At 72.9% G+C, this 23,674-nt stretch carries 21 protein-coding genes; 14 read left to right on the forward strand and 7 right to left on the reverse strand.

Features of this window, described 5'->3' with window-relative positions; all coding sequences use genetic code 11:
* Position 1: 1 nt before the first annotated feature.
* Positions 2-3,712, reverse strand: coding sequence for a nitrate reductase subunit alpha (locus tag ACFCZ1_RS05355; protein ID WP_376677021.1), 3,711 nt, complete (start codon positions 3,710-3,712; stop codon positions 2-4).
* A gap of 250 nt (positions 3,713-3,962) precedes the next feature.
* Between ACFCZ1_RS05355 and ACFCZ1_RS05360 the strand changes: the two genes are divergently transcribed.
* The 14 genes from ACFCZ1_RS05360 to ACFCZ1_RS05425 all read left to right on the forward strand — a co-directional run bounded on the left by ACFCZ1_RS05360 (position 3,963) and on the right by ACFCZ1_RS05425 (position 17,534).
* On the forward strand, positions 3,963-4,409 hold the full coding sequence (locus ACFCZ1_RS05360; protein ID WP_376677022.1) for a hypothetical protein: 447 nt from the start codon (positions 3,963-3,965) through the stop codon (positions 4,407-4,409).
* A 561-nt stretch (positions 4,410-4,970) separates the two neighbouring features.
* Positions 4,971-6,182 (forward strand): MFS transporter, encoded by a 1,212-nt coding sequence (locus ACFCZ1_RS05365; protein WP_376677106.1) that lies wholly within the window; start codon positions 4,971-4,973, stop codon positions 6,180-6,182.
* A 203-nt stretch (positions 6,183-6,385) separates the two neighbouring features.
* Positions 6,386-7,915, forward strand: a complete 1,530-nt coding sequence (locus ACFCZ1_RS05370) for a hypothetical protein (protein ID WP_376677023.1) — start codon at positions 6,386-6,388, stop codon at positions 7,913-7,915.
* 193 nt (positions 7,916-8,108) lie between these two features.
* Positions 8,109-8,570, forward strand: coding sequence for a hypothetical protein (locus tag ACFCZ1_RS05375; RefSeq protein ID WP_376677024.1), 462 nt, complete (start codon positions 8,109-8,111; stop codon positions 8,568-8,570).
* Positions 8,543-9,469 (forward strand): hypothetical protein, encoded by a 927-nt coding sequence (locus tag ACFCZ1_RS05380; protein WP_376677025.1) that lies wholly within the window; start codon positions 8,543-8,545, stop codon positions 9,467-9,469. Before ACFCZ1_RS05375 ends, ACFCZ1_RS05380 begins: the two co-directional genes overlap by 28 nt.
* Positions 9,453-10,889: a V-type ATPase 116kDa subunit family protein gene (locus ACFCZ1_RS05385; protein WP_376677026.1), complete on the forward strand. Its 1,437-nt coding sequence runs from the start codon at positions 9,453-9,455 to the stop codon at positions 10,887-10,889. The genes ACFCZ1_RS05380 and ACFCZ1_RS05385 overlap by 17 nt, the downstream gene beginning before the upstream one ends.
* Positions 10,886-11,299 (forward strand): ATP synthase subunit C, encoded by a 414-nt coding sequence (locus tag ACFCZ1_RS05390; protein WP_376677027.1) that lies wholly within the window; start codon positions 10,886-10,888, stop codon positions 11,297-11,299. Before ACFCZ1_RS05385 ends, ACFCZ1_RS05390 begins: the two co-directional genes overlap by 4 nt.
* A gap of 3 nt (positions 11,300-11,302) precedes the next feature.
* Entirely contained in the window at positions 11,303-11,521 is a 219-nt protein-coding gene (locus ACFCZ1_RS05395) for a V-type ATP synthase subunit F (RefSeq protein ID WP_376677028.1), read from the forward strand.
* A 56-nt stretch (positions 11,522-11,577) separates the two neighbouring features.
* Entirely contained in the window at positions 11,578-12,051 is a 474-nt protein-coding gene (locus tag ACFCZ1_RS05400; protein WP_376677029.1) for a hypothetical protein, read from the forward strand.
* Entirely contained in the window at positions 12,039-13,793 is a 1,755-nt protein-coding gene (locus ACFCZ1_RS05405; protein ID WP_376677030.1) for a V-type ATP synthase subunit A, read from the forward strand. Before ACFCZ1_RS05400 ends, ACFCZ1_RS05405 begins: the two co-directional genes overlap by 13 nt.
* Entirely contained in the window at positions 13,790-15,187 is a 1,398-nt protein-coding gene (locus tag ACFCZ1_RS05410; protein WP_376677031.1) for a V-type ATP synthase subunit B, read from the forward strand. Before ACFCZ1_RS05405 ends, ACFCZ1_RS05410 begins: the two co-directional genes overlap by 4 nt.
* Positions 15,184-15,822, forward strand: a complete 639-nt coding sequence (locus ACFCZ1_RS05415) for a V-type ATP synthase subunit D (protein WP_376677032.1) — start codon at positions 15,184-15,186, stop codon at positions 15,820-15,822. Before ACFCZ1_RS05410 ends, ACFCZ1_RS05415 begins: the two co-directional genes overlap by 4 nt.
* 14 nt (positions 15,823-15,836) lie before the next feature.
* A complete protein-coding gene (locus tag ACFCZ1_RS05420) occupies positions 15,837-16,991 on the forward strand; it encodes a site-2 protease family protein (protein ID WP_376677033.1) in 1,155 nt (384 codons plus the stop codon).
* Between the two features lie 177 nt (positions 16,992-17,168).
* A complete protein-coding gene (locus ACFCZ1_RS05425) occupies positions 17,169-17,534 on the forward strand; it encodes an HPP family protein (RefSeq protein ID WP_376677034.1) in 366 nt (121 codons plus the stop codon).
* Positions 17,535-17,786: 252 nt separating this feature from the next.
* Here ACFCZ1_RS05425 and ACFCZ1_RS05430 read toward each other — a convergent pair whose 3' ends face one another.
* The 6 genes from ACFCZ1_RS05430 to acsA are packed head-to-tail and all read right to left on the reverse strand — an operon-like array spanning position 17,787 to position 23,324.
* Positions 17,787-18,578, reverse strand: coding sequence for a class I SAM-dependent methyltransferase (locus ACFCZ1_RS05430; protein ID WP_376677035.1), 792 nt, complete (start codon positions 18,576-18,578; stop codon positions 17,787-17,789).
* Between the two features lie 43 nt (positions 18,579-18,621).
* Positions 18,622-18,867: an acyl carrier protein gene (locus ACFCZ1_RS05435; RefSeq protein WP_376677036.1), complete on the reverse strand. Its 246-nt coding sequence runs from the start codon at positions 18,865-18,867 to the stop codon at positions 18,622-18,624.
* Positions 18,864-20,252 (reverse strand): 2-oxo acid dehydrogenase subunit E2, encoded by a 1,389-nt coding sequence (locus ACFCZ1_RS05440; RefSeq protein ID WP_376677037.1) that lies wholly within the window; start codon positions 20,250-20,252, stop codon positions 18,864-18,866. The genes ACFCZ1_RS05435 and ACFCZ1_RS05440 overlap by 4 nt, the downstream gene beginning before the upstream one ends.
* Positions 20,253-20,254: 2 nt before the next feature.
* A complete protein-coding gene (locus tag ACFCZ1_RS05445; protein WP_376677038.1) occupies positions 20,255-20,431 on the reverse strand; it encodes a hypothetical protein in 177 nt (58 codons plus the stop codon).
* Between the two features lie 2 nt (positions 20,432-20,433).
* The gene (gene pdhA, locus ACFCZ1_RS05450; RefSeq protein ID WP_376677039.1) at positions 20,434-21,537 is read right to left on the reverse strand and encodes a pyruvate dehydrogenase (acetyl-transferring) E1 component subunit alpha; all 1,104 of its coding nucleotides are present in this window, start codon (positions 21,535-21,537) and stop codon (positions 20,434-20,436) included.
* On the reverse strand, positions 21,534-23,324 hold the full coding sequence (gene acsA / locus ACFCZ1_RS05455; RefSeq protein ID WP_376677040.1) for an acetate--CoA ligase: 1,791 nt from the start codon (positions 23,322-23,324) through the stop codon (positions 21,534-21,536). The genes pdhA and acsA overlap by 4 nt, the downstream gene beginning before the upstream one ends.
* Positions 23,325-23,674 lie beyond the last annotated feature (350 nt).

The raw sequence follows: 23,674 nt of genomic DNA on the forward strand, positions 1-23,674 counted from the left end.
CTCAGTACTCCACATCCTGTGAGCGACGTCGGATGACGGTGACCTCGTCGCGCTGGTTTCCGGTCGGCCCGTAGTAGTTGAACGCGTAGGTGAACTGCGCGTACCCGCCCGCCAGATGGGTGGGCTTGAGCAGCAGCCTGGTCAGGGAGTTGTGGATGCCGCCGCGCTTGCCGCTGACCTCGGTCTTCGGCACGTTCACGTTGCGGTCCTGGGCGTGGTACATGTACACCGTGCCCTCGGGCATGCGGTGGGTGACCACGGCCCGGGCGGCGACGACGCCGTTGCGGTTGTACGCCTCGATCCACTCGTTGTCCTTGACCCCGATCTTGTCGGCGTCGGCGGTGGACATCCAGATCGCCGGTCCGCCGCGGGAGAGGTCGAGCATGTACTTGTTGTCCTGGTAGTTCGAGTGGATGGACCACTTCGAGTGCGGGGTCAGATAGCGGACGGTGACCTCCGCGCGGTCCTTGTCGTGCAGGTGCTCGTCGCCGTAGTGCCGTGAGGTGTTCAACGAAGGCCGGTATACGGGGAGTTGTTCGCCCAGCTCGGCCATCCAGTCGTGCTGGACGAAGAAGTGCTGGCGGCCGGTGAGGGTGTGCCAGGGCTTCTTGTGCTCGGTGTTGATGACGAACGGCGAGTAGCGGCGCCCGCCGGTCTCGGATCCCGACCACTCGTACGACGTCATCACCGAGCGGGGCTGGGTGCGGGTGTCGGCGAACGTGATCCGGTCTGCCTCGCGCTCGGCGGCGAGTTCGACCAGGCCCTTGCTGCCGGTCTGCCGCTCCAGTTCCCGGAAGCCCTCGGTGGCCAGGCGGCCGTTGGTGGTGCCGGACAGGGCGAGGATCGCCTCGCACATGTCGCTCGCGGTGGCGAGCGAGGGCCGCCCGGCGGCGATTCCGTCCCTGACCGTGCCGTTGCGCTGCCGGAGCTCGTCCAGCTCCTGGTTCGGGTGGACGGTGACGCCCTTGGTGGTGGTGCCCAGTGTGTCGAGCAGCGGGCCGACGGCGCGCATCTTCTGCGCTATCGCGGCGTAGTCCCGCTCGATGACCACCAGCTTCGGCATGGTCTTGCCCGGTATCGGCTCGCACTCGCCGGCCTTCCAGTCCCGCACCACGCCGCCCGGCTGGGCGAGTTCGTCCGGGGTGTCGTGCAGCAGCGGCACCGCGAGGACGTCGGTACGGGTACCGAGGTGCTCGGCGGCCAGCTCGCTGAACCGGTCGGCGATCGTCAGGAACGCGTCGTAGTCGGTGCGGGCCTGCCAGGGCGGGGCGATGGCCGGCGTGAAGGCGTGCACGAAGGGGTGCATGTCCGTGCTCGACAGGTCGTCCTTCTCGTACCAGGTCGCCGCCGGCAGGACCACGTCGGCCATCAGGCCGGTGGACGTCATCCGGAAGTCCATCGCGACCAGCAGGTCGAGCTTGCCCTCGGGGGCCTCCTCCCGCCACACCACCTCCTTCGGGCGGCTCTCAGGCGGGGTCTCCTCGGAGCGGACCGCAGCGTCGGTGCCCAGCAGGTGGCGCAGGAAGTACTCGTTGCCCTTGCCGGAGGAGCCGAGCAGGTTGGCCCGCCACACGGTCAGCACGCGCGGGAAGTTGGCCGGGTCGTCGGGGTCCTCGACGGCGAACCGCAGCCGCCCGGACTTCAGTTCGTCGACGACGTGCTCGGCGACCGGGCGGCCCGCGGCGGCGGCCTCGTCCGTCAGGTCGAGCGGGTTGCGGTTGAAGCCGGGGTGACCTGGCGTCCAGCCCAGCCGGACCGCCTGCGCCAGGCAGTCCGCGAAGCCCTTGCCCTTGAACCGCCCTTCCCCCAGCGGGGAGGCCAGCTCCTCGGGCCCGAACGCCTCGTAGCGCCACTGGTCGGAGTTCAGGTACCAGTAGGAGGTGCCCGCCATGTGCCGGGTGGGCCGCTGCCAGTCGAAGGCGAACGACAGGTGCTGCTGGCCGGTGACCGGGCGGACCTTCTCCTGGCCGACGTAGTGCGCCCAGCCGCCGCCGTTGACGCCCTGGCAGCCGGTCATCGTGATCAGCGCCAGGAAGGCGCGGTAGATGGTGTCGGAGTGGAACCAGTGGTTGGTGCCGGCACCCAGCGCGATCATGGACCGGCCGTTCGTGCGCTCGGCGTTGCGGGCGAACTCCCGGGCGATACGGGCCGCCTGCTCGGCCGGCACGGAGGTGATCGTCTCCTGCCAGGCCGGGGTGTAGGGCTCGGAGGCGTCCTCGTACGACGACGGCCAGCTGCCCGGAAGACCCGGCCGCGCCACCCCGTACTGCGCCAGCATCAGGTCGAAGACGGTGGTGACGAGCCGGCCGCCGACGTGCCGCACGGGCACCCCGCGCACCATCACCGAGCCGCCCTCCGTGCTGCCCTCGTCAAAGCGGGGCAGGGCCACGGCCACCGTCTCCTCCGCACTGTCGAGCAGGCTCAACGCGGGCACGACATCGCCCAGATCGAGGTTCCAGCGGCCCGGGTCGGCCTTTCCCCAGCGGAATCCGAGCGAGCCGTTCGGCACGACCGGTTCGCCGGTGGCCGCGTCGAGGAGAACGGTCTTGGACGCCGCGTTCTCCTCGGACTCGTCGTCGTGTCCGAGATCGGCGGCGGTCAGGAACCCGTCCGGGACCAGGCCGCTCTCGCCGTGCTCGCGCAGCGTCACCAGGAACGGGGCATCGGTGAACTTGCGCAGGTAGTCCTGGAAGTACGGCACCTCGCGGTCGACGAGGAACTCGCGCAGGATCACGTGCCCCATGGCCATCGCCAGCGCGCCGTCCGTCCCAGGATGCGGCGCGAGCCACTCGTCGGCGTGCTTGACGTTGTCCGCGTAGTCGGGACTGACCGCGACGACCTTGGTGCCGTTGTAGCGGGTCTCGGTCAGGAAGTGGGCGTCGGGCGTGCGGGTGACGGGGATGTTGGATCCCCACATGATCAGATAGCCCGCGTTCCACCAGTCGGCGGCCTCCGGCACGTCCGTCTGGTCGCCGAAGACCTGCGGCGAGGCAATGGGAAGGTCGGCGTACCAGTCGTAGAAGGACAGGAGCGTGCCACCGATCAGCGACGTGTAACGGGCCCCGGCCGCGAAGGACGCCATCGACATCGCCGGGATCGGGGAGAAGGCGGCGACGCGGTCGGGGCCGTACGTCTTGACCGTGTGCACCTGGGCCGCGGCGACCAGCTCGGACACCTCGTCCCAGTCGGCACGCACCAGGCCGCCCTTGCCCCGGGCCCGCTTGTACGCCCGCGCCTTCGCCGGGTCGCCGGTGATCTCCGCCCAGGCCGCCACCGGATCGCCGAGGCGCTTGCGCGCCTCACGCCACAGCTTCAGCAGCGCCCCGCGCACATACGGGTAGCGGACCCGGCTCGGCGAGTACGTGTACCAGGAGAACGACGCACCACGCGGGCAACCGCGCGGCTCGTACTCGGGACAGTCAGTGCCGATCGACGGATAATCGGTGGCCTGGTGCTCCCAGGTGATGATGCCGTCCTTGACGTACACCATCCACGAGCACGACCCCGTGCAGTTCACGCCATGAGTGGAACGCACCACCTTGTCGTGTGCCCAGCGGTCCCGGTAGAAACCCTCCCACTTCGGGTCGCCCGTGCCGAACACCGCGCGTCCGTCGGCCGACACCTCGCTGCGGGTCAGCAGCCGGCGGGCGGCCAGCGGCCAGCCCTCACCGACGTGCGACTTCCCTCGCCGTGCGTTCTGATCGTTCTCCATGACCCGGAACGCTAGGCGCCGCGAACCCTGGAGCGCCTGGGGCCTGTGGTCCCCACAGGACGACTTTCCGACCCCGTCCGGCCGGTCGCGATAGGGCCCATCGGCCCTGGTGATGGGACCCGGTCGGCCGGGGGCAGGGTGTGGCCGGGCGTGCATGATGGGGGCGACCGGACCGCAGGTGCCCGCCGCCACGGCGGCGCGCAGAAGACGGCCGAGCACGAACCGGACGTGAGGCAGGGGTGAGCGGGCAGTGGACGCGGTCAGCTGGTGGTCCCTGGTGCGGTTCGCGCACGTGGCGGGCGCCGCCGTGTGGGTCGGCGGCCAACTGGCCCTCTCCCTGGTGATCCTGCCGCTGGCCCGCCGGCTCCTCGCCCCGGAGGCCAAGGACCGCTTCACCGCCGCGGCCGGCCGCCGGTTCGGGTTGCTGACCGGAGCGGTGTTCCTGCCCGTGCAGCTGGCCACCGGCTGGGCCATGGCCTGGCACGGGGGAGTCACCTGGGCCTCCCTCGCCGAACCCGGCTACGGCCGCACGCTCGCGACCAAACTCGCCCTGTTCGTGCTGGTGATGCTCGCCGCGGCCGGACACGGCCTTGCCCACGCCAAGGGCCGCTCCGGCCTGGCGCGGGCCCTGGCGGTCGCCTCCCTCGTCGGCTCCCTCGGCGTCGTCCTGCTCGCCACGGCCCTGCCCGCCACCTGAGCCGGGGCCGCGACGCAAAAGGGGCGGGGCTGCTGCCGGACCCGCACGAACCCGGCCTGCCGGGCGCCCTTCCGGCTGACCGGATGCCGTTCACCGGGTGCGCCTGACGGGCTCCTTCCGTGTTCGGGCGCCCCTTTCCGGGGCGCCCTCTTCCGTGCCCGACCGGCCGTCATACCGCGGGGCGAAGCCGATGACGCCGCCGTCGTTCCCGGCTGCGCGCCGGCCGGCCGTGATCTCCCGGCGTGCGTCCGACCGGCCACCTCTGGCAGCACCCGCGCGGGCGACCCGGGCACCACACGGTGGAGAGGGGCGTCTCCGGGGACGAAGGGGGACCTGTCGGTCTACCGGCAGGGACTCATGGCCCATGCCGTCGGGGAGTCCGGATGCGGAGGGTGGTCATGGGATGCCGTCGGGCTGGCAAGGGGCCTGCCGTGGGCGTGCGATCCCGGTGGCGGCGTACCGCCACGCACGAGGAAAGGGACGGACAACATGGTCCAGCTGTCGAGATCGAAGAGTGGTGGCTCACCCTCGGGTGCTCCGGTGCCCGGCCGGGCGTGGCTGATGCTGGCCCTGGCCACGATCGGGTTCGCCGTCAATTTCTGGGCGTGGGCGCTGCTGAGCCCCCTGGGCCCGCGGTTCAAGGACAGCCTCGACCTGTCGTCGTTCGAGCAGTCGCTGCTGGTGGCGGTGCCCGTCGTGGTCGGCGCCCTGGGACGCATCCCGGTGGGCGCGCTGACCGACCGGTTCGGCGGGCGGGTCATGTTCCCCATCGTGACGGCGGTCACCATCGTTCCGGTGCTCTACCTCGGGCTGGCCGGACACTCCTCCCTCGCCGCACTGCTGATCGGCGGGTTCTTCCTCGGTATCGGTGGCACCGCGTTCGCCGTCGGTGTGCCGGTCGTCAGCGCCTGGTTCCCGCCGGAGCGGCGCGGCCTTGCCATCGGCGTCTTCGGCGCCGGCATGGGCGGCACCGCGATCAGTGCCCTCACCACGGTGAAGCTGGTCGACGCGAACAGCATGGCGACCCCGTTCCTGATCACCGCCGCGGTGCTGGCCGTGTACACAGTGGCCGCGGCGCTGCTGCTGCGCGACGCGCCCGGCCGTACCGTGCCGACCGAGCCGCTGGGACGCCGGCTGGCCGCCACTGCCCGGCTGGGCATCACCTGGCAGGCATCCGCGCTCTACGCGGTGGCGTTCGGCGGCTACGTCGCCTTCTCCGTCTACCTGCCCACCTACCTCAAGACCGGCTACGGCCTGACCCAGGCGGACGCCGCGAACCGAATGGCCGGGTTCGTGCTCCTCGCGGTGGCGATGCGCCCGATGGGCGGCTGGCTGTCGGACCGGCTGGGCCCGGTCCGGGTTCTGGCCGGTTCCCTGGCCGTGGTCGTGGCCGGTGCGGTGGTGCAGTCGTTCACCCCGGCCCTGGCGCCGGTGGGGACCATCGCCTTCCTGGCCATGGCCGCCGCGCTCGGCGCGTGCAGCGGGGCGGTCTTCGCCCTGGTGGCCCTGCTGACCCCGGCCACCCAGGTCGGCTCCGTCACCGGCGTGGTCGGCGCCGCCGGCGGACTGGGCGGCTTCCTGCCGCCGCTGGTCATGGGCTCCCTGTACGGGGAGTACGGAACCTACGCGGCCGGTCTCGCCCTGCTCGCGGTCGTGGCCGCCGCGGCACTGGCCTACACCCTCACCGGCGTCCGCTCCGCCGTCCAGGGCGGCGACCGGGCGCCGCGCACCGGCCGGGGGCAGCGGCATCGCACCGCCCACACCTCGGCGTGAGAACGAGCGGCCCCAACGACGGCCGCAACGACGGACGGAACGGACGAGAGCACCCGGCAGCCGTACGTGTGACGGCCAGGGTTCGGGCCTTGGTGGCCGCCACCAAGGCCCGAAGGCCCGCCGGGTATTCCGGTGGAGTGAGCCAAGAGGTGGCTGCGGCGCGGCGGAGCGGTTTCGGCGGGCAGGCTGGATAGGGGTGTGCCGTGACCACAGTCCATCTGCGCCGACGTCCCGCTCTCTTCGCCCTGGCCGCCGCCGTGCTCCTGGCCGCACCGACCGCGATGGCAGCCACGCCACCAGCACCCTCTCAGGGCACCCTCTCCCCCTCGGAAACCATGGCCTCGGCCGCCGGGCACCCCTCACCGCCACCCGACACCGGCCGGCAGGTGGAGCGGTTCAAGCACCAACTGGCCAGATCCGGCTACGTCTCGCAGTCCGGAACAGAGGCGGTCTTCGACCTGAACCGCCGGTACTGCGAGGGCGCTGTCTTCAGCGGCATGTGGCCCAATCCCCAGTCGCCCTACATCGTCACCGGCATGCCGGAGGTCTCCGGGCAGACACCGAACACCAACCCGCCCGCGACGTGGCGCCTGCGGCAGGACGAAGCCGTTGTCCTGATCGGCACGACCCCGCCGCCGGAGGAGTACTTCTCCTTCGACCTCACCAGGCTGCAAGGCGCACTGCCCACCGGCCCGGTCCTGTGGACCGCCGTGGGGGACCCGGTCAACAACAAGACCGTACGCACACAGGGCGGGACTCCGTACAACCGGCCGTTCGCCCTGGTGATCACCGGTAACGGGCGCACCCGGACCGAAGTGAACCGGATGCTGGAGGCCTCCGGGCTGGGCGCCGAGACGAACAATATGACGATCCCACCAGCCATGTACCGGCTCGGCCTCGACCAGGATGCCGACCAGTTCCTGCTCGGCATCCGCACAGCCGTGCCCGAGCCCGGCTTCGAGCGGGCGCTCGACGACTACCGTGCCACCCCTCCGATCCAGGCGTTCCGGGTAAGGCCGCAGAGCGAGTCCGGGGACGAGACGAGGCCGGTGTACGCCCCCGATCCGCTGCCCGTCCCCCGGCTGCGCGTGTCCGGGACCGGGGCCACCGAACTCGACCTCAACCCCACTCTGCAGCTGCTGCGCCGGCGCATCGTCGATGCACACCCGGGCTATGAGGTGCGCGACGAAGTGGTCGAGCGCGGCTTCGAGGAGTCCAATCCGGGGCTGCAGGACAACTTGGTGATCGATCCGCCCACCACGGGGGTGGGCGCCCTGTCCAACGACGCCGACGACCCGATCACCCGGAACTTCACGCTGCCGGACGGCTCCTTCGTCGTCGCGTACGGCACGAACCACGCGGCCACCCGCCAGGCAACCTACTCGAGCGTCACCCTCTACGCCGACGCCAAGGCAGCCGTCTCCCTGGCCGCCCAGCACAACCGTCAACTGCAAGGAAGCGCTGGTGACTTCATTTCCGACCAGCCGAACGCGAACAAGTTCTACGCCTGGACCTTCAGCCGCGCCGGCGAGACCGGACCGGCCGGACCGCACGTCACCACGCTCCCGCCCACCAGCACCGACTTCTGCGCGCAGTACGGCACCGACCGGCCCGTCGACATGAGCACACTCCGCCTCGTAGCCCGCGCCTACATGCAACCCGCAACCCTCACCCGCCCCGCCCTCTCCTCACTGCTCCTGGACCGGCTGCTCGTCTTCACCCCGAAACGGTGATCCTGGCGGCGTGGCGAACGTGACCCGGCGGTCGGGCGAGGATCCGGCCGTCGGGCGAGGATCCCGCCGTCGGGGCGAGTGTCCGGCGGGGGCGCCCGCTCGCGCGGCGGCCGCCGGGGCGGGTCGGTTCAGCGCGACAGCTCACGCGAGGGTGACGAGACTGGAAGGGAAGCGAGAGGGAGGAGCTTCCGGGATGCGACTTCGGACCTTCCTGGCACGGTTCCGGCTCATGGGCACGCCCGGAGCGGCCGTCGCCGCGGTGCCCGCTGATCGTACGGGCGATCCGGCCGCCGAACTCGCTCCGGTGCTCGGCCGGCTCACCGGCGTACTGGACGAGGCGTCGGAGATCCGCGCCCGGGCAGAAGACGAGGCCGCGGCCCTGGTGCGGCGTGCGGCCCGGCAGGCCGCCGACATCGTGGCCGACGCCGAAGGGCGGGCGGGCCGGGTGCGGGCGGGGGCCGCGGCGGCCGCGCTGGCCGAGGCCCGGCGCGAGGAGATCGCCCTGCTCGCCGTCGGCCGGAGCACGGCGGAGCAGGTGCGCAGACGGTCCGTCGAGCGGATCCCCGGCCTCGCCGACCGCGTGGCCGGATACGCTCTCGGGCGCCCCGACGGCGTGGGGAGCGACGAGTGGGCGCCGGGTGGGTCGCCGGTGTGATCCGGGCCCGAGCCCTGACGTCCCAGCGACTGGGGGCGGCCGCCGCCCGGGAGCTGGCGGCGAGCGCATCCCTCGCGCACGCCCTGGGCAGCCTGGCCGCCTCTCCCTACCGTGGAGCCGTCGCCGCGGATTCCTCGCTCGCCGACGCTCAGCGCGGTGTCGCGGCGGCGCTGCTCTGGAATCTGCGGGTCCTCGCGGGGTGGCTGCCACCGGGCGGCGCACGCCTTCTGCGGCCGCTCGCGGCGGGCTTCGAGATCGCCAACGTCGAGGCGCTGCTGAGGTCCTTCTCCGGCGCGTCGCCATCCCCGCGGTTCTACCGCCTCGGCGCGCTCGGCACGGCCTGGCGCCGGCTCGGACAGGCCGCTTCCGCAAGCGCCGTCCGCCAGGTGCTCGCCGCCTCGCCCTGGGGCGATCCCGGTGCCGCAACACCCTGGGCCGTGTGCGTCGGCATGCGCATGGCCGCCGCCGCCCGGACCGCCGCGGTGGGGCCCGCCCGTACGTGGGCCGAGGGCAGGGCCGCCCTGCTGACGGCCCGCGAGGTGTACGTCCACGGCCGTGTCCTGCCGGCGCCGGTACGGCTCCGTGCGGCGGACGTCCTGGGAGACCGGGCTCTGGGGGCATCCGACTTCCGCGGTTTCCGGGAGCGGCTCCCGGCCGGGGCCAGGTGGGCCGTGGAGGGCGTCGACGACCCGGCGGACCTGTGGCGGGCGGAGGCCCGATGGTGGGCGGTGCTGGGCCGGGACGCGGAGGACATGCTGCGCGGCTCCGCATACGGCCCTGCCACGGTGGTGGGCGCGGTGGCCGCGCTGTCCGTGGACGCGTGGCGGGTCCGGGCGGCCCTGGAGCTCGCGGCACACGGCGGAGGGCCGATGGAGGTGTTCGATGACCTGGTCGGCTGAGAACCTCCTGCCCGTACGGATGCGGCGGGTGGCGCTCGTCGCCCCTTCGGCGGCGATGCGGGACACGCTCGTACGCATCGCCGACCAGGGCTGCGTCGAACTGGACCGGGTGGAGAGCGGGGAATCCGTCCCGGCGGCCGCCGCATCGGCCGCCGCATCGGCCGCCGCATCGCGGGGACTACCGTCCGACACGGGTGCCAGAGCTGCCGGAGCGCTGCTCGCGTCGGCCACCCCCGATCTCGATGCGCTGCGGCGGGAAGACCGCGAGGACCTGCTGGCCGGGGAGGCCCAGCTGGCGGACTTCGACCGGGGCGCGGTCCGGCGCGGAGAGGTCGCGGCACTGGCGGGCTGGTGCCCCGCGACGGACGTGCCGCGGCTGGCCGAGCGGCTTGCGGCCGTGGGCGCGGCGCTGGTCGTCCTCCCGGCGCCGCGCGGTAGCGAGCCCCCGACGCTGCTGCGGGGTTCCCGGGGAACGGCGCATTCGTTCGCGCCGCTGGTGACCACCTACGGCACGGTGCCCTACCGGGACGTGGACCCGTCGTGGCCCTCCGGCGTCGTCTTCGTCGTGATGTTCGGCGTCATGTTCGGGGATGCCGGATACGGTCTGCTGCTCCTCCTCCTGGCTTTCGTGCTGCGTCGCGGTGTCCCTTCGCCCCTCGCGCGATACCGCCGGCTCTGGCCCTTCCTGGCCGGGGCCGGGACGGCCACCGTCCTGGCGGGCGTCGCCTACGGGGAGTTCTTCGGGCCGACCGGGATCCTGCCCGTCCTCTGGCTGGATCCACTCGACTCGCCGGAGCGGATGCTGACCGCCTCGATCGTGTTCGGCGGACTGCTCCTCGCGCTCGCCCACGTGGCGGGCACCGTCAACCGGTGGCTCGAAGGCGGCCCGGTGCGTGCCGTGTACGCGCCGTCCGGCTGCGCCGGTCTCGCCGTGTACGCGTCTCTCGCGCTCGTGGGAACCGGGCTGTACCTGGACCAGCGGGCGTACCTGGTCGCGGGCGCCGCTCTCGCCCCCTTGGCGCTGCTGCTCGCGGGCGTGGGGTTCTTCGCCGCCACGCCCGGAGGGGCGGCGGGCGCGGCCGAGACCGGCGTGCGTCTCTTCGAGATCGTCGTGCGGGCCGGTACGAACACCGTCTCCTTCGCCCGGCTGGCGGCGTTCGGCCTCACCCACGCGGCACTCGCGCACCTCATCTGGCAGGGAACCACCGGTCTGGCCCGGCAGGGGCCCGTGCCGCTCGCGGCGGCCGTCGTCCTCTTCACCGTCGCCACGGTGGCCGCGTTCGCCCTGGAGGCGCTGATCGCCGGAGTCCAGGCGCTCAGGCTGGAGTTCTACGAGCTGTTCTCACGGGTCTTCGAGGCGCAAGGACGCCCGTTCCGCCCCTGGCACGTGCCCATGGCCGACTCGGAGGTGACCGCATGATCGCCTGGTTGCTCGCACTGCCCTTCCTGGCCGTCGGCTTCTGGGCCTTCCGCGCGCTGGGACGGCGGGACGGAAGGCGCTCCGTCGGATGGCTGCTCGCGTCGAACCTGCTGATGCTCGTGGGAGCCCTGGCCCTGCTGGGCATGGGCCTCTCCGGGGTCGCGTTCGGCGCGCCCGCCCAGGCCGCGGCGACGGAGCCGAACGGGACCGCCCTCATCGCCGCGGCCATCGCCGTGGCCGGGGCTTCCATGGGCGCGGCCGCCGCCGTCGCCTACACCGGTGCGGCCGCGCTGGCCGCCCTGAGTGAACGGCCGGAACTCTTCGGACGGGCGATGGTCATCGTGGGACTCGCGGAAGGCATCGCCGTCTACGGTCTCGTGGTCGCCATCCTGCTGATCGGAAAGGCGTGAGCGATGGGGACCGTCGCGGCCGTCGGAGAGCACATGAGGGTGCGCGGGCTGGCCCTGGCCGGCGTAGAGGTGCTCGTGGCGGAGCGCGCGCAGGACGTGCGCGAGGTCTGGCGGTCACTGCCGGACGACGTGTCCCTCGTGATCGTCACCGCTGCGGCGGCCGACGCGCTGGGGCCCGAGCTGGCGGACGCCCGGTTCCTCACGGCGGTGATGCCGCCGTGAGCGCGCGGCGGGCCCGGCCCGTACGGCGGGCGCGAGCGGATCAGGAACTCGTTCCGGTGGCCGACGCCCTGCTCCGTGCCGCGCGCGCCGATGCCGACGCCGTCCTGGCGAAGGCCGTCCGCGAGGCCGAAGCCCTCGTGGCGGCGGCGGAAGCCGAGGCAGCCGCGATTGTGGAGCGGGCCGGGAGCCAGGGGCGGGCGGACGGGGCGGCGGCCGCGAAGGTCCGCCGGACCGCGGCCCGCCGGGCCGCCAGAGGACTCGAACTCGCGGCGGAGGCCGAGGCGTACGCGGACCTGCGGGCCCGGGTGCGGGAGGAGGTCCGCCGGGCGACCGCCGACCGCAGCGCCCAGGCCCGGCTGCGGCGCCGCGCCCACGAGCTGCTCGGGCCCCGGGCGTCGACGGCCCGCGGCCCGTACGGCGGGCTGACGGCGGCGACCCCGGGCCGCAGGGTCGATCTCACCCCAGACACCCTGAGCGACCGGGCGCTGGAACGGTTCGGAGCGGAAGCGGAGGCCCTGTGGATGCCGTGACCCCGCCGCGGGTCCGGCGGGTGACGGGCCCCCTGGTGGAGGTGGACTACACCGACGGCATGGCCATGGGGGAACTGGTCCTGCTGGGCGAGGCCGGGCTGACCGCCGAAGTGGTGGCGATCAGGGGCGAGGTGGCCACCCTCCAGACCTACGACTACACCGGCGGCCTCGCTCCCGGACACCCCGCCCGCCGCCTGCGCAAGCCCCTCTCGGTGCGGCTGAGCCCCAGCCTCCTCGGCGGCGTGTTCGACGGCCTGCTCAGGCCCCTCACCGGAGCCGGCGAACGGCTGTCACCGGGAGCGTCCGCGTCACCGCCCGAGGAACGGACCTGGACCTTCGGCCCGCGCGCGGCGGCCGGACAGGACGTGACGGAGGGCGGCGTGCTCGGCGACCTCGGCGGCGCCACGCCCGCGGTGTCCACCCGCCTCCTCGCGCCGCCCGGCTGCACGGGCCCTGTCGAGCGCATCGTGCCGGAGGGCCGGTACGGGGAGGACGAGGTGCTGGCGGTGGTCGCGGGCACCGAGGTGCGGATCGCGTCCGAGTGGCCGGTGCGCGTACCGCGCCCCGTGCGGGAACGCCTGGTCGCCCGCGAACCGCTCACGACCGGCCAGCGGGTGATCGACCTCCTCTTCCCCGTGGCCCGGGGGAGCACGGTCGCCGTTCCCGGCGGCTTCGGCACCGGGAAGACCATGCTGCTCCAGCAGATCGCCAAGTGGTGCGACGCCGACGTCATCGTCTACGTCGGCTGCGGAGAACGCGGCAACGAGATGGCCGACGTGATCGACGAGCTGTCGCAGCTCGACGACCCGCGCACCGGGGGCCGGCTCTCCGACCGCACCGTGACCGTCGCCAACACCTCCAACATGCCGATGATGGCGCGCGAGGCGAGCGTGCACACCGGCGCCACGGTCGCCGAGTACTTCCGGGACATGGGGCTCGACGCCGTCGTGATCGCCGACTCCACGTCCCGCTGGGCGGAGGCGCTGCGGGAGTTCGCCGCCCGCATGGGCCGGCTGCCGGCCGAGGAGGGCTATCCGGCCGACCTCGCCTCCGAACTGGCGGCGTTCTACGAGCGCGCCGCCGCCGTGCGCACCCTGGGGGACACCACGGGCTCCGTCACCGTCATCGGGGCGGTCTCGCCGCCGGGCGGGGACCTCACCGAGCCCGTCACCGCACACACGGAGCGCTTCGTACGGTGCCTGTGGTCCCTGGACCGCGATCTCGCGTACGCCCGTCACTACCCGGCCGTGTCCTGGCCCGACTCGTTCTCCAGGGACGCAGCCGCGTCGGAGGCGGGAGAACGCGGAGCGGCGGCCGAGCGGCGTGCGAGGGTCGCGGCGCGCCTGGCCGAGGCCGACCGGCTCGCCGGCCTCGTCGAACTCCTCGGCCTCACCGCCCTGCCGCCGCGCGAACGGGTCAGCGTTCTCGGCGGCCGGCTGATCCGCGAGGGCGTCCTCCAGCAGAGCGCCCTCTCGCCCCGGGACGCCTACAGCACGCCGCGAAAGACCGCGGCCCTCGCGGACGCCCTCCTGGCCGTGGTCGACCGGTGTGCCGCCCTCGTCGACGCCGGCACGGACGTGGAGACCGTCGAGGCCGTCGACTTCACCCCGGTCCTGCGTGCCCGCGACGCGGCCGGGCCCGACGACACGGCCGCCGTCACCACGGCACGCGACATGGTGCTGACACGGCTGGCGGGGCTGGCGCCGCCGACGGGGCCGGCGGGGCCGACGGGGCCGGCATGAGCGGCGGCTACGAGGTCGAGTACACGGCCGTACGGGAGCTGCACGGCCCGCTCGTGGCGGTCGGCGGAGTCACCGGCGTGGGCTGGGACGAGTACGTCCGGATCACGCTCGACTCCGGTGACCGGCGCCACGGGCTCGTCCTGGAGGCCGACGGGGACCTCGCCGTGGTGCAGGTCTTCGAGGGCACCACCGGGATGAGCCCGGACACCACGCGGATCACCTTCGCGGGAACGCCGCTGCACGTGCCGGTCGGCGACGGCTGGCTGGGCCGGGTGTGCAACGGGCGAGGCGAACCCGTCGACGGCGGGCCGCCGGTCCTGGGCCGGGTCCGGGCGGCGATCGGCGGCACACCGATCAACCCGGCGCGCAGAGAGCCGCCGACGGAGCCGGTCCTGACCGGTGTGGCCGCCGTCGACGTCCTCACCACCCTGGTACGAGGCCAGAAGCTGCCCGTCTTCTCCACCGCGGGCCTGCCCCACCTCGAACTCGCGATCCAGGTCGCCGCCCAGTCCTCCTGCGGGGACGAACCGTTCAGCGTCGTCTTCGCCGGAATGGGCCTGACCCACGCCGACGCCGCCCTCGTGCGCGAAGGGCTCGCCGAACGCTCCGCCGACGGCGAACTGGTCCTGCTGCTCAACACCGCGGACGCCCCGGTGATCGAGCGGCTCCTGACGCCACGGCTGGCCCTCACCGTCGCCGAGGACCTGGCCTTCCGCGGCGGCCGTCACGTCCTCGTCGTCATGAGCGACATGACGGCCTACGCGGAAGCGCTGCGCGAGGTCTCCGCCGCCCGGGGAGAGGTCCCCGCACGGCGCGCCTACCCCGGCTACCTGTACAGCGACCTGGCCTCGCTGTACGAACGCTGCGGAAGGATCCGCGGCAGGCCGGGATCGGTCACCGTCCTCCCGGTGCTCACCATGCCGGCCGGGGACATCACCCATCCCGTACCCGACCTCACCGGATACATCACCGAAGGTCAGATCGTGCTGTCGAACGAGATCCACGCCCAGGGCGTCTACCCCCCGGTCGACGCGCTCGCCTCGCTCTCCAGGCTCATGCGCAAGGGCGCGGGGGCGGGCCGCACGCGCGAGGACCACCTTCCGGTCGCCGCGCAGCTGACCGCCGCGCTCGCCCGGGCGAGACAGGTGCGCGAACTCGCCGATCTGATCGGAGAGCAGGCGCTGACGCCCGTCGACCGGCGGTACCTGGATCTGGAGCGGGCCTTCCTGCGCCGTTTCCTCGCCCAGCGGCCCGGCGAGCCGCGCTCCCTGAACGAATCGCTCGACGCGGCCCTGCACGTGCTTCTGACGCTGCCCGAGAGCGAACTCGGGATGCTTCCGGAGGCCCTGCTCAAGGCCTGGACGGGATCGGCCGGCGCGGAGCAGGACGGATGAGCGGGCGACGACTCCCACCGGGACGGGCGGGCCGACTGCGACTGCGCCTGCGTCTCGAAACGGCGCAGCGGGGATCCGGCGTACTGGAGCGCAAGCTGATGTTCCTGCTGGGGCGGGAACGAGCGCTGCGGGAGGCCGAGGAAGCCGCGGCCCGGCGCTGGTCGTCCCGGCTTCGCGAGGCCGAGACGTGGCTGCTGCGCGGCATGCTGCTGAGCGGGGAGGACGCCCTTGCCCAAGGGGCCGCGGCCGACCGGGCAACGGTCACGGTCGCGTACACGACCGCCATGGGCGTACGGCACCCCGCCGGCGTGACGTGCGCACCCGCCGCCCGCTCGCCGGACGATGCGCCGCCCCGCAACAGCGCCCTGGTGCGGGCCGCCGCGGCCTACCGCGACGTGGTCGAAGCGGCCGCCGAGTACGCGGCCGCGCACGAGTCGTCGCGCCTCGTGTCGGCGGAGGTCCGCAGGACGCGGCAACGCGTCCGCATTCTGAGCCACTACTGGATCCCCCGGCTGAGCGCAGAACTGGCCGCCGCGGAACAGGGGCTGGAGCAGGCGGAGCACGAGGAATCCGTCCGCAGACGGTGGGCCTCGGCCACCGGGGGAGCGGTGGCACCGGGATCGTCACGCGCCTGACGTTGGGAGAGACCATGCGGCCGACATTCGTTCTGGGGCGGATCGCAGGGATCCGGATCGGGGTCCACTGGAGCGTTCTGCTCGTCTTCGCAGTGATCGTCCTCGGGCTCGCACAGGGCCGCCTGCCCCAGGCGTACCCGGGCCACGTCTGGCCGGTGTACTGGTCGGTCGGGTTCCTGGCCGCCGTGGTCTTCTTCGCCTCGCTGCTCGCGCACGAGCTGGCGCACGCGATCCTCGCCCGGCGTGGCGGGATCGAGGTCGACGACATCGTCCTCTGGCTGCTCGGCGGTGCGGCCCGGCTCAAGACCGAGGCGCCGAACCCGGCGACGGAGCTGCGGATCGCGGCCGTCGGCCCACTGGTCAGCCTCGTCCTGGGAGGGCTCTTCGCGCTTGCCGCGTGGCTGCTCGACACGGCGTCCGCGCCGGGACCGGCCGTCGAGGCGCTGGCCTGGCTCGCCGCGATCAACATCCTGCTGGCGGTGTTCAACGTCATCCCGGCCGCCCCGCTGGACGGCGGACGGCTGCTGCGCGCCTTCCTGTGGTGGCGTACCGGCGACCGGCTGCGCGCGACCGCGGGGGCGACCGCCGCCGGACGGGCCTTCGGCTGGTTCCTGACGGTGGTGGGCCTGTTGCTGTTCGCGCGGGGAGATGTGGCCGGCGGACTGTGGCTGGTCATGGTCGGCTGGTTCCTGGCCACCGCCGCCACCGTGGAGGGACAGCAGGCGCAGCTGCGCGGCGTGCTCGCCGGGGTGCCGGTACGACAGGCCATGACGGCGGACCCGGTGACGGTGCCGGCCGGCCTCACGATCGCCGGCTTTCTGGCCGGCCCCCGGTACCGCTATCGCCACTCGGCGTTCCCGGTGACCGGCGGTGACTCCGCGCCCGTCGGCCTCATGACTCTGGACCTGGCCGACAGGGTGCCGGAGGACCGGCGGGACGCCGTGACGGTGGAGCAGGTCATGGTGCCGCTGTCGCGGGTCGTGGTCGTCGGCCCGGACGATCCGCTGGCGGATCTGCTGCCTCGCGTCCAGCCGGGTGCGGAGCATCGCGTCCTGGTGCTCGAAGAGGACCGATTGGCCGGCATCGTCTCCGCGTCGGACGTCAGCCGCACGGTCACGTGGCTGATGACGACGACTCCGCGCCGGCGCGGAGGCGGCCGGGGCGCGTAGCCCCCCACGACGGATACGGAGGGGGCCCACGTGAGCGGGGCCCACCCTGCCGATGGAGCAAGAAGCGCCGATCCTGTAAGGGGCACGTCCGTCGACCCGGCCAGCCCCGGCCAGCCCGGGCCAGCCCGGGCCAGCCCCGGCCCGACCCGTACGACCCGTACGACCGAGGAGACGGTCATGGAAGAGCAGCAGGAAGTACTGGCACGACCGGTCGCCGCCGTGATGCGTCCCGCTGCTGTCACCGTCGACGCCGGCGAAAGCGTGCTCGTGGCCTGGGAACTGCTCCAACGGTCGGGAGCCCGTCACCTTCCGGTGGTGCGGTCGGACGGTCGCTGTGCCGGCCTGCTGGACAGGGCCGATGTGGCCGTCGCCTGTGCGGCGCCCGCCGTCTCGCTGTCCGCCGTGCGGGTGGACGACATCCTTCGAGGCCGCGGGCCGGCGCTCGTGCACGCGGAACAGACCGTGCGCCACGCGGTCGACCTCATGGCGTACACCACGCCCTCCCGGTGCTGGCCGAAGACGGGCGTCTCGCCGGGTTGCTGACCGCGGCCGACATCGTCGCGGCCCTCGCCCGCCGTCCGGCGCGCAAGGAGCCCGCGGACCGGCGGCCACCGGCCGGCACCGTGCTGCCCGGACTGCCGTCCCGGCGTGATTACCGCGGCACGGCCTTCCCCTGACCGCCCGACGCGGAGCGCGAGCGAGGCGGGGGCCTGCGGGGGGGAGGCGCCGTACGCGGGCGGACGCCGGCCCCGCGGCCGAAGGCGTCAGCCCCGATTCCGCAGCTGAGCCCTTGCGTCAGAAGCGGTAGTGCAACAGCCGGAAGGCGTCGCCGAACCACCGGAATCGGGTCAGGAGGCGGTATGCGCGGCGATACCGCCTGGCCGGTATCAGGGGATAGTCGAGGAGGATCGCCGTGTGCTCGACGTATTCCAGCCTCGGGTCCCATGCCTCCAAGCCCTTTGGATCGTCGATTCCCCAGCCGAGCAGTCTCGTGGTTCTCGTCAGCCACGGCAGCAGCACGTCGAAGATGAGCTCCGCATGCTCGAACTTGGCGAGCAACCGTCGGAACAGCGCCTTGACCTCGGCCTCGGAGATGTACATCACGAGGCCCTCGGCGATCACGAGCACGGGTCCGTCGTCGGGGATCGACTCCAGCCAGGCCGCCTCGGTCACCGATGATCCGATCGTGCGACAGCCCTCCTTCTCCGGGTAGAGCCGGCGCCTGATGTCGATGACCTCCGGATGGTCGAGGTCGTACCAACGCACCGTCGGTGGAACGTCGAGACGCAGCGCCCGGCTGTCCAGCCCGCAGCCGAGATGCAGCACGATGGCATCCGGGTGCGCGGCCAGGTACTCGCGGGTCATCCGGTCGATCCGCCTGGCCCGCAGCAGCCCGACGTAGCGATCGCCGGCGGACAGCCTGACCAGCAGCCGGTTGTACCCCTCAAGCCGCCCGAAGACCACGTCGGCGTACGGATCCCCGACCAAGGGATCCTCCGTACGGCTGTCGAGCGCACGGAAGTAGAGCGTGTACAGCATGGTCGTCCGCGCGCCCGAGAGCCGTACCGTCTCCTTGCCCGCCGTCATCGCCCCGGCCCCTTCTCCCGCTTCTCCCGCTTCTCCCTCTCCCTCACTCTGTACGGTCGACGAGGAAGGCGGCGCTGCCGGAAAGGGTGGTGAGCCGTGGTGCGTCCTCGTCGTCGATGCGGACACCGGTCCGTCCGCTGAGGGTCTCGACGAAACTCAGGAAGTCCAGGGAGTCCATTTCGAGGACGTCGCGGAACGTGTCGTCGGGGCCCAGGGCGTCCAAGTCGGCGCCGGGGACGACGCTTGCCATCGACTCCTTGACGATGACCAGTGCTTCTGTGCGGTTCATAGCTGCTCCGGCCTCTGCAAGTGACGTTCGACCGCTGTCAGGTAGCGGGCGCCGACGGCGCCGTCCGTCGCGCGGTGGTCCGCCGACAGGGTGGCCGTGACCACGGGCCGCACGCCCAGCAGGCCGTCGACGGCGGTCGGCCGGTCGACGACCCGGCCGAAGCCGACCAGGGCCACCTGCGGTGGGTGGATGACGCCGAAGACGGCTTCCACTCCCTGATCGCCGAGATTGGTGACCGTGATCGTGGCGTCGGACACCTCGGAGCCGCGGAGCCGGCCGGTGCGGGTGCGGGCGACCAGGTCCTTCAAGGCGGTCATCAGCTGGGGGAGTCCGAGGGTGTCGGCGTCGTGCAGGGCCGGGGCGATGAGCCCGCCGCCGCGCAGGGACACCGCCACCCCGAGGTGTACGCCCTCGCCCGCCGTGAAGTGGTCGTCGGTCCAGAAGCCGTTGAGCTCGGGGACCTCCCGGGCCGCGAGGGCCGCCGCCTTGAGGAGCAGGGCGGCGGGAAGCAGCCGCTCGGCGACCGGACTGCGGCGGTTGTACTCGTGCAGCCAGCCCATGGCGGCGGCCATGTCGACGGTCGTGGACAGGTAGTAGTGCGGGATCTCCCGATTGGCGCGGGCCATCAGGCCGGCGATCGCCCGGCGCATGGTGGCCGCCCGGACCTCTGAACGGGGCACCGGGGCGGCGACGGGGCGTGGGGCGGCGACGGGGCGTGTGGCCGCGGCTGCGGCCGTGGCTGCCGGTCCGGGGGCCGCCTTGCGTACATCCGCGGCGCGGACGGCGCCGTCCCTTCCGGTGCCGGCCACGGAGGCCAGGTCGACGCCCAGCTCGGCGGCGAGTCGCCGGGCGAGCGGAGTGGCCCGGATGCGCGACGGCGGCGCGGCGGTCGTGGCGGCTTCGGCTGCCGCTGCTCGCCGGACGTCCGTTCGGGTCACGCGGCCTCCCGGTCCGGATCCCTGGAGGGCTTCCAGGTCGACGCCGCTGACTTCCGCGAGGTGCCGGGTCAAGGGGCCCGCTTCGCCGTGTCCCCGTCCGTCGGCGGACGGTACCGGAGCCGGGGCGGCGGGTTCGGGCCGCAGGGGCGGCGCCGTGGGCTTCGGCGCCCGCCGGTCCGGAGGTTTCCCCCCGGTCTTCCCGGGTTCCTCCGCGGTCGCCTCGATCAGCGCGAGCGCCGTGCCCACCGGCACCGTGGCACCCGGCTGGACGAGCACCTTCGCCATCGTCCCGGTCTCGAAGCACTCCACCTCGATCGTGGACTTCGCGGTCTCGACGACCGCGACGGGATCGCCTTTGCGGACCCGGTCGCCGGGTTGCACCAGCCATTCCAGGAGTGTGCCCTCGTCCATGTCGGCGCCCAGCGACGGCATGGTGAACTCGGCCATGGTCAGTCCACCGCCCGACGTGCCGCCGCGACGATGTCGGCGGTCTGGGGCAGGGCGGCCTCCTCCAGCCGCCTGGCATAGGGAATGGGAACCTCGGCGCTGCACACCCGCTCCACGGGTGCGTCGCGCATCGCTTCCCGGTAGGTGGTCTTCCCCTCCTCCGGCTGGGCGGCGCCCATGGTCAGCTCACCTCCGCCGAGGCACTGGTGACATGGCGGAGCAGGCTCTCGACCGGCTCCTCGGGTGCCTGCTCGGCCGCTTCGACGGCGCGGTCGACCTCCTCGGTGACCCGGTGCTCGATCCGGGCGAGCTCCTCGTCGTCCAGCTCACCGTTCTCGCGCATGCGCTCCGTGAGCCGTTTGACCGGGTCCCGGCCCTTCCACTGCTCGACCTCCGACTTGTCCCGGTAGCGGTCGGGGTCGTACATGGAGTGGGCGCGGAAGCGGTAGGTGCGCAGTTCCAGGAAGTGAGGGCCGCCACCTGCCCGGATGCTCTCGGTGGCCCGGCGGGCCGCCTGCTCGACGGCTTCGACGTCCATGCCGTCCACCGCCCAGGCGACCATGCCGTACGAGGCGGCGCGCATGGCCAGATCGGTCTGTGCCTCGTGCCGTTCGATGGCCGTTCCCATGGCGTAGAGGTTGTTCTCGCAGACCAGCAGCAGCGGCAGGTGCCACAACGCCGCGAGGTTGGCCGTCTCGTGGAACTCACCCTCGGCGAAGGCCCCGTCGCCGAAGAAGCAGCAGGTGACGCGGGGCTGCTCGCGCATGCGGTCGGCGAGGGCGAGACCGGCGGCCAGGGGGAGACCGCCGGCGACGATGGCGTTGCCACCGAAGAAGCGGCGGCTCGCGTCGAACAGGTGCATGGACCCGCCCCGCCCGCCACTGCACCCGGTCGTCCTGCCGTACATCTCGGCCATGACGGCCTCGGCGGGGACCCCGCGGGCGAGCGCGTGGCCGTGCTCACGGTAGGTGGAGACCACCGCGTCCTCGGGAGTGAGCGCCTCGTTGATGCCGACCGCGACGGCCTCCTCGCCGATGTAGAGGTGGACGAATCCGCGGATGCTCGCGGCGCTGTACAACTCGACGCATCGCTCCTCGAAGCGCCGGATGCGCAGCATGGAGACCAGCAGCGCACCCCGGTGCCCGCCCGCCGCGCGGTCGGCCGAGGGCGTTCCCTCCCCGGCTGCACCCTTCGCGGCGACCCCGGTCCGCGCGGGGGTGGCTGTGGTCCCGGTCTGTGCGTTCTGCGCGGACTTTCGTCCGCGGGTGCCGTGGACGGGGCTCATGCGGATCCCTCCAGGGTGGACAGGTCGCCGGTGGGCAGCCCGAGTTCGCGGGCGCGCAGCAGCCGTCGCATGACCTTGCCGCTGCGGGTCTTGGGCAGGTCCGGGTCGAAGGCGATCTCCCGCGGTGCGACGGCCGGGCCGAGCCTGCGACGGGCGAAGGCGAGCAGCTCACGCTCCAGCACGGGGGTCGCTTCCGTGCCGGGCTGCAACGACACGAACGCCTTGACGATGTTCCCGGCGACCGGGTCCGGCCGGCCGATCACGCCGGCCTCCGCGACCGCCGGGTGCTCCATCAGCGCGCTCTCCACCTCGAACGGGCCGATCAGGTGCCCCGCCGACTTGATGACGTCGTCGGCGCGCCCGACGAACCAGTACCAGCCGTCCGCATCGCGCTTGACCAGATCGCCGGTGAGGTACCAGCCGTCGGCGAACGACGCCTCGTACCGCTCCGTGTCGTGCAGATAGCCGCGGAACATGGACGGCCAGCCCGGCCGGAGCGCCAGCTCGCCCTCCGTGTCCGGGCCTTCCACCTCGGTGACCCTGCCGTTGGTGGTCAGTGCCCGGCCGTCGTCCCCGCGTTCGAGGACGGTCACCTCGACCCCGGGCAGTGGTCGCCCCATCGAGCCGGGCCTGATGTCGCAGGCGGCATAGTTCGCGATCATGATGCAGCCGGTCTCGGTCTGCCACCAGTTGTCGTGCACCGGAAGGCCCAGCACGTCCTGGCCCCACATCACGGCCTCGGGGTTCAGGGGCTCGCCGACGGAGGCGATGAACCGCAGCGCCGACAGGTCGTACGAGCGCGGCAGGTCGTACGGGCCCTGGCGGGGTGTGGAGCGCATGAGCATGCGCAAGGCGGTGGGTGCCGTGTACCAGACGCTGACACGCTGCTCGCCGAGGATCCGGTACCAGCGTCGGGCGTCGTAATCGCCCTCGTCGACGACGACGGTCACACCGTGGACGAGCGGGGCGATGATCCCGTACGACATGCCGGTGACCCAGCCGGGATCGGCGGTGCACCAGTACACGTCCTGCGGGTGCAGATCGAGCGCGTACGCCGCCGTGGCGTAGTGGGCGACCACCGCTTCGTGGACGTGGATCGCGCCCTTGGGCGTCCCGGTGGTTCCGCTGGTGAAGTGCAGCAGAGCCATGTCCTCGGGGGAGGTCGGCGGGATGGTGAAGCCGTCGGACGCCGAAGCCATCAGCGCGTCGAAGGAGGCGGTGCCGGGAAGGTCCTCGGAACCGGGCCCGACGATGAGCACGTGCTGGAGACCCGGGAGCGATGCCCGCCGGTCGGCGACCTTGCGCCGGTACAGGGCCGCGGTCGTCACCAGTACGCGGGCGTCGCCGAGCCGCAGCCGCTGTTCCACCGGGTCGGGTCCGAAGGCGGAGAAGAGCGGGCACAGCACACTGGTGTTCTTCAGCGTGCCGAGCACCGCGGTGTAGAGCTCGGGACAGCGGCCCAGCAGGGTGAACACCCGGGCTGCGCGGCCGACGCCGAGCGAGCGCAAGACGTTCGCGAAGCGGGCGGTACGACGGGCCAGCCCGGCGTAGGTGACCGTCGAGACGGTGTCGTCACGCGCGACGCACCGCAGGGCCACCTTGTCACCGTGATCCGGCCCGGCATGCCGGTCGACCGCCTCGTGGGCGATGTTGAGCCCGCCACCGGGCAGCCCGGCCAGCGCGGTACGGGCCTGCGACCAGGTGAACTCGGAACGCGCCCGGTCGTAGTCGGCGAGATGAGGCGTGACGCCCGGCGGGGTGTCCTTGTGGATCGTCTCCCAGCGCACGGGGCGACTCCTCTCGACACTGCTTCCAGAGTCGCCGAGCGCGCCCCGTGCCGCACTGCGACGGGCCCGTCCGGATTCAGGGCGCGGCCGTGAGAACACGCGACAGCGCATCCGGCAGGCGGGGACTCCCGGCGCGGAAGACCCGGTCCCCGGCCCCGTGCGGGTGGCGGCAGCTCCCCGGCACCATCGAGCCGAGGGCTGCTCAGTTCCATGGCACCCCCGCCCGGCCGCGGGAAGGAGGGCCGATCGGTCCCGATCGAAGGGCCGACCAGCCCCCTTTCCGCAGGGGGCATGGATTGGAGGCAGCTCTTCGCAGGGCCGCCGCCCGGCTCGTTGAAGGACGGCAACGG

This window comes from Streptomyces sp. NPDC056224 (assembly GCF_042267665.1).
Taxonomy (GTDB): Bacteria; Actinomycetota; Actinomycetes; order Streptomycetales; family Streptomycetaceae; genus Streptomyces.